General features: G+C 63.4%; 4 protein-coding genes. 2 read left to right on the top strand and 2 right to left on the bottom strand.

Annotated features, from left to right (window positions below):
* The coding region (locus WA702_RS29075; RefSeq protein WP_425113984.1) for an ABC transporter substrate-binding protein at positions 1-410 on the bottom strand (410 nt) is incomplete at its 3' end.
* Between the two features lie 259 nt (positions 411-669).
* On the bottom strand, positions 670-1,740 hold the full coding sequence (locus WA702_RS29080; RefSeq protein ID WP_425113985.1) for a glycosyltransferase family 4 protein: 1,071 nt from the start codon (positions 1,738-1,740) through the stop codon (positions 670-672).
* Positions 1,741-2,028: 288 nt separating this feature from the next.
* Between WA702_RS29080 and WA702_RS29085 the strand changes: the two genes are divergently transcribed.
* Positions 2,029-3,789, top strand: a complete 1,761-nt coding sequence (locus WA702_RS29085) for an ABC transporter ATP-binding protein (protein ID WP_425113986.1) — start codon at positions 2,029-2,031, stop codon at positions 3,787-3,789.
* 215 nt (positions 3,790-4,004) lie between these two features.
* Positions 4,005-6,209 carry a glycogen debranching N-terminal domain-containing protein gene (locus WA702_RS29090; protein ID WP_425113987.1) on the top strand — a complete coding sequence of 735 codons (2,205 nt, stop codon included), beginning with the start codon at positions 4,005-4,007 and terminating at the stop codon, positions 6,207-6,209.
* The last annotated feature ends 187 nt before the right edge of the window (positions 6,210-6,396 follow it).

Here is a 6,396-nt window from a genome sequence, read left to right on the forward strand (position 1 = left end):
GACAGCTTGTTGCCGGTGATCAGCCGGTCGGTCTCGGTGCGCGTCACCGTGGTGTCGCTCTGCACGTCGGAGACGATCAGGTTCAGCTTGGCGCCGCCGAGCGACTTGATGCCGCCGGCCTCGTTGACCATGTCGACTGCGAGCTTGGCGGCTGCGACGCAGCCCGTGCCGATCTGCGCCATGCTGCCGGTGGTCGGGTAGAGCGCGCCGATGTTGATGGCTTCAGCGGCCCAGCCGCGCAGCGGCACCGCACCGAAGGCGCCAGCGGCGATGGCTCCGCCGGCATTGAGGAGGAATCTGCGGCGGCTCGGCCGCCCCGGTTTCGAAAGCTCAGGTCCGGTTGGTCCCGTGCCGCGCGTTTTGCGCGGACCAGCCTTGCGCAGAACGGAATCCTGACGGTCCTTGGTCATGCCGCTTTCCCCCGGGGTGCGATCCGCCGCCGGCTCGTCACCGTGCGTTCGTCCGCTTGTTGATTGGGGTGGATGCTAGCGTCGTCGGATGACGCTTACAATATGCGGCGCAACACAAAGCCTGAGATAAAACAATGCGTCTGCCGCGATGGAGGTGAGCGGCCAGCGCGTCAAGGTTGTGTGGTGAGCTTTGAACCTGCGACCGCATGACCTCGCAAGCCGGGGAGGGCTTGCGAGTCGCATACGTGTGCAAGGCTGATTATTCGGCGCTGCTGACCAGCTTGATGCGCGGCTCGGCGGCCTCCATCAGGCCGCGATAGGCGGCGAGATAGTCGAGTGCCATCCGCCGTGCAGTGAAGCGCTCCTCGAACACCTCGCGGACCCGCGCGCGGCTGAGTTGCGGCAGCTGGCCGACAGCGGCAACCGCGCTGAGCTCGTCCTCCACGACGAAGCCGGTAACGCCGGGTTCGATCACCTCCGGCACCGAGCCGCGATTGTAGGCGATCACGGGCGTACCGCAGGCCATCGCTTCGATCATGACCAGGCCGAACGGCTCCGGCCAGTCGATCGGCAGCAACAGGCCGATGGCGCCGGAGAGGAATTCCGGCTTTTCGTGATCGCCGATCTCGCCGATATATTCGACCAGCGGATTGCCGTTGATCAGCGGATAGATGAGCTGATCATAATAGTCCTGGTCGGCGCGGTCGACCTTGGCAGCGATCTTGAGCGGGATGCCGCAACGCATCGCGATCTTGATTGCACGGTCGACGCCCTTTTCCGGCGCGATGCGGCCGAGCACCGCGAGATAGCTCGGGGTTGCCGGCCGCGGCATCAGCAGCTTCTCGGGCAGGCCGTGATGAACGGTGCGAACCCAGTTGGCATTCGGAACCGGGCGCCGCTGGGCATCCGAGATCGAAACAACCGGCATGTCAGAGAACACGGAGAACACCGGCTGATGCTCCGGCAGATCAAGTCTGCCATGCAAAGTTGTGAGGAATGGCGTCGGCTGCCGGGAGAACAACGACCACGGATAGTAGTCCAGATGGAAGTGCAGGAAATCGAACTCTTCGTTGTCGCATTTCTGTCGCACGTTCTCCAACATCACCATGTGCAGAGCGTTTGGATCGCGTACCGAACCGTCAAGACGCAGGGCTTTCGGCCAGGTTGCGCACAGTTTTGCTGACGTCTGCGAATCGCCGCTTGCAAAGAGCGTAACGTCGTGGCCGAGCGCCACGAGCTCTTCGGTTATCCAATGTACCACTCGCTCAGTCCCGCCGTAGAGCTTCGGTGGCACAGCCTCCGTCAATGGAGCAACCTGCGCGATGCGCATCTCACTGTCTCCTGTCTGTCATGGATGGAAGCCCCCGCGGCAGCGGCATTGCCCGATGCTGGAACGTTCTCGCATTTGCGAAGTTCCCTCAACAATTGTTGTTTCTTTGACATCTGGTTTTGGAAACGAGGGTCTCATTGATGCCATTTGGCGCTTCCATGCCGTGGTCGATGGTGGGTAACGGTGGCGCTTCGATGATGGCGTGATGGGAACCGATCAAAAGAGTTCGTCGTTCAATCGGACGAATGCATGCCGGCAACAACAGTTCTCCCACTTGATGGACGCCACATGGATCAGCTTTCAGGCTACGCCCAGCGGCCTTTTCCTTTCGTTCTGCGCTATCTGCGCCAGCGTCCGGTCTCGCATCTCATCATCTTTTCGGCCGTCGTCGGAGCCGTTGCCTGTTCGGTAGGCACGCAATACGGCGTCAAGTTTCTGGTCGATACGCTGTCGGCCGGACCGGGCAGCACGACCATCTGGTCGGCATTTGGACTGCTCATGGCGCTGATCGCGGCGGACAATCTTCTTTGGCGCATCGCAAGCTGGACCGCCAGTGTCACCTTTGTCGGCGTGACCGGCGATCTGCGTCGCGACATCTTCCGTCATCTTACCGGCCATGCGCCGAGTTATTTCGGCGATCGCTTGCCCGGCATGCTGTCGAGCCGGATCACCGCGACCTCGAACGCGGTCTTCACGGTCGAGAACATGTTTGTCTGGAATGTCTTTCCGCCATGTTTCGCGACCGTGTCCGCCATATGCCTGATCGGGACAGTCAGCATGCCGATGGCGTTCGGCCTGATCCTGATAGCTGGCTCGATGGTCATTGCGATGTTTCGTCTCGCCGCGGCCGGCAAGCCGCTGCATGACGATTTCGCCGACAAGGCGGCGGTCGTCGACGGTGAGATGGTCGATGTGATCTCCAACATGCCGCTGGTCCGCGCCTTCTGCGGACTCAGCCACGAGCATGCCCGCTTTGACGCAACTGTGAATCGGGAACTGGTGGCACGCAGCCGCAGCCTCCGTTATCTGGAGAAGCTCCGGATCCTACACGCCTCCGTCACCATCGTGCTTACGATCGCGCTGATGGCATGGGCGATCTCGTTGTGGCAGAAGGGCGGTGCGACCACTGGCGACGTGGTGCTGGTATGCACGCTTGGCCTGACCATCCTCAATGCGACACGCGACCTGGCCGTGGCCCTGGTCGACGTGACCCAGCATGTGGCGCGGCTGAGCGAGGCGATCGCGACGCTGTTGCAGCCGCACGAACTGCGCGATCATCCCGAGGCCGAACCCCTGGTCAAGAGCGGCGCTGCGATTGCCTTCAACAACATCAGCTTCCGCTACCCGGGCGGTCAGAAGATCTTCGAGCGCTTCTCGCTGCGCCTGCACCCCGGGCAGCGCGTCGGCCTGGTCGGCCAGTCTGGCGGCGGCAAGTCGAGCCTGTTCACCCTGCTGCAGCGCTTCTACGACGTGCAGTCCGGCAACATCACGATCGATGGTCAGGATATCGCCAAGGTCACGCAGCAGAGCCTGCGCGAATCCATTTCGGTGGTCCCGCAGGATATCTCGCTTTTCCATCGCTCGATTCGGGAGAACATTCGCTACGGCAGGCCGAGCGCGACCGACGACGAGGTGTTGCGGGCGGCGATCGCTGCGCGCTGCGATTTCGTCGAGAGCTTGCCGGAGGGGCTCGACACCATGGTCGGCGACCGCGGCGTCAAGCTGTCCGGTGGCCAGCGCCAGCGCATCGCCATCGCGCGGGCTTTCTTGAAAGACGCGCCAATCCTGCTGCTCGACGAGGCCACCGCGGCGCTCGACAGCGAATCCGAAGAGGCGATCCGCGAGGCACTCAGTCGGCTGATGCGTGGCCGCACCGTGATCGCGATTGCGCACCGTCTTGCGACCTTGCGCAACTTCGACCGCGTGGTAGTGCTGAGGGGCGGAAAGATCATCGAGGACGGTCCGCCGGACCGCCTGATGCAGGACCAGGGCCCGTATCGCGAACTCGTCACCCAGGAAATGAGCCGGCTGGCGAAGTTTGCAGCGTGAGCCGCACCGCGTGCGGGGAGTTCGAAGTCCCCGGCAGTTCGCCGCACGCGCTTGTCGTAGCGACAAATCAAAATCGCGGGCGTATCGTCCTCTACAGTTTTCCCAGTGCTTCGAAGTTCGCGTAGCGGTGAATTCGTAAGGCGTGCGGACGGCGGAAGCGGGCACTGGTTCGTTGCGTCGCCCCGAAACGCAATCAGACAATGCACGAGGTGCACATGGCGGCCGAACTCGCAACTCAGATCGCATTGGCGCCGCGGCCGGACGAGCCGGTCGCCGAGCAGCCGTTCTACATTCAGACGACGGGTCCCGCGGCCCGGCCGCGACGTTCGCTCAAGCACGATGATACGTTCATCGTGCTCGACGGCCATGGCGATATCGGCGCCTCGGCCGGCGGCCCGGACGGCCTGTTCAATACCGACACGCGCTATCTTGCTCGCCTTGAATTGATGCTGGGCGAGGTTCAGCCGCTGCTGCTCGGGTCGAGCCTGCGCGACGACAATTCCGGGTTGACGATCGATCTCACCAATCCCGACATCTACCAGGATGGACGTCTGGTGCTGCCCAAGGACATGCTGCACATCGTGCGCACGATCTTCCTTTGGCAGGGCACCGCCTATCAGCGGATCGGGCTGCAGAACCATGGCGAGCATCGTGCCAGCTTTGATTTGAAGCTGATGTTCGACAATGACTTTGCCGATTTGTTCGAAGTGCGGGGCTCGGCCCGTCCGCGACGCGGCGTCGGCGGGAGCAAGCTCGTGGGACCCGCTGACGTGGTGCTCGAATATCGCGGGCTCGACAGCGTCACGCGCACCACGGCGCTCAATTTCGATCCGCGGCCGACCCGCTTGGCCGTCAACCTCGCGACCTATCATCTGGACCTGGCGCCGCACGAGACCGCGTCGTTGTTTGTCGCGGTTTCCTGCAACGCGCCGGAGGGGTATAAGCCCGGCCGGTTCTTCCGCAGCCTGCTCGCGCATCGCCGCGAGATGCGCAAGTTCGCGAGGGGTGCCGCCAACATCGAGACCTCCAACGACATCTTCAACGAGGTGCTGTGCCAGGCCATGGCCGACCTCAACATCCTGCTGACCGAGACGCCGCAGGGACGCTACCCTTATGCGGGCATTCCCTGGTACTCGACTACGTTCGGCCGCGACGGCCTGATCACGGCGATGCAGATGCTGTGGGTCGATCCGCGCATCGCGCGTGGCGTGCTGCGCCGGCTCGCCTTTTATCAGGCCAGGCAGACCGATCCGCTTGCCGATGCCGAGCCCGGCAAGATCCTGCACGAGATGCGCGGCGGCGAGATGGCGACGCTGCGCGAGGTACCGTTCGCCTGCTACTACGGCAGCGTCGATTCGACGGCGCTGTTCGTGTTGCTCGCAGGCCTGTATTTTGAGCGCACTGGCGACATCGAGACGCTGAAGCAATTATGGCCTGCCATCGAGGCGGGCCTGAAATGGATTGACGGTCCCGGCGATCCCGATCGGGACGGCTTCGTCGAATATCAGCGCGCCTCCGAGCAGGGATTGGCCAACCAGGGCTGGAAGGATTCCTACGACGCGATCTTCCACGCCGACGGCCAGCTCGCCGAGGGCTATATCGCGCTGGCCGAGGTGCAGGGCTACGTGTTCGCGGGCAAGCGACTGGCGGCGCGCTCTGCCCGTGCGCTCGGCAAGCCCGACATTGCCAAGCGGCTCGATACCGAGGCCGAACGGCTGGCTCATCAGTTCGAAGAGGCTTTCTGGTGCGAGGATCTCGGTACCTACGCGCTGGCGCTCGACGGGAAGAAGCAGCCGTGCAAGGTGCGCAGTTCGAATGCCGGACAGCTCCTGTTCAGCGGCATGGTGCGCGAGGACCGTGCGCACAAGGTCGCGGCCGATCTGCTGCGCCCGCATTTCTTCACCGGCTGGGGCATCCGCACCATCGCCAGTGGCGAGGCGCGCTACAATCCCATGTCCTATCACGACGGATCGATCTGGCCGCACGACAACGCGCTGATCACCCTCGGGCTCGCGCGTTACGGACTGAAGCGTTCGGTCGGGCAGGTGTTCAAGGGCCTGTTCGATGCCGCAACCTACATGGACCTGCGGCGACTGCCGGAGCTGTTCTGTGGCTTCCGGCGCGAGAAGCACCGCGGCCCGACGCTTTATCCGGTAGCCTGCGCGCCGCAGGCTTGGGCCAGCGCGACGCCGTTTACCTTGCTCGAGGCCGCATTGGGACTTGAGTTCGACGCCGTCAAAGGCGAGATCCGGTTGACAAATCCGCATCTCCCGGAATTCCTCGACGAGGTGATCCTGCGCGACCTGCAGCTGGGCACATCGACCGTTGATCTCAAGGTGCGGCGACACGGCGACGATGTTTCGCTGGAGGTGCTGCGCCGGCGCGGACAGATTCAGGTCTCGATCATCCTGGCACATTGATTCCTATCGTTGCGTGAGGAGACTGCATGGGCGTCAAACGCCGATTGATCTTGTCGTTGCCGCTGCTCGCATTGATGGTGGCTCCGCAACTGCGTGCCGACGAGGCGCAGCAGGCGCCGCCGCCTGCCGCGAAGGCAACGCCAGCGCCGGCTGCGAAACAGGCCCCCGCACCTGCTGCGAAGGAGCC

This window comes from Bradyrhizobium sp. (assembly GCF_049798375.1).
In the GTDB taxonomy this organism is placed as follows: Bacteria; Pseudomonadota; Alphaproteobacteria; order Rhizobiales; family Xanthobacteraceae; genus Bradyrhizobium.

Excerpts from the sequence above, each read along its gene's own strand:
- WA702_RS29080 (WP_425113985.1), bottom strand. The coding sequence starts at position 1,740 with ATGCGCATCGCGCAGGTTGCTCCATTGACGGAGGCTGTGCCACCGAAG.
- WA702_RS29085 (WP_425113986.1), top strand. The coding sequence starts at position 2,029 with ATGGATCAGCTTTCAGGCTACGCCCAGCGGCCTTTTCCTTTCGTTCTG.
- WA702_RS29090 (WP_425113987.1), top strand. The coding sequence starts at position 4,005 with ATGGCGGCCGAACTCGCAACTCAGATCGCATTGGCGCCGCGGCCGGAC.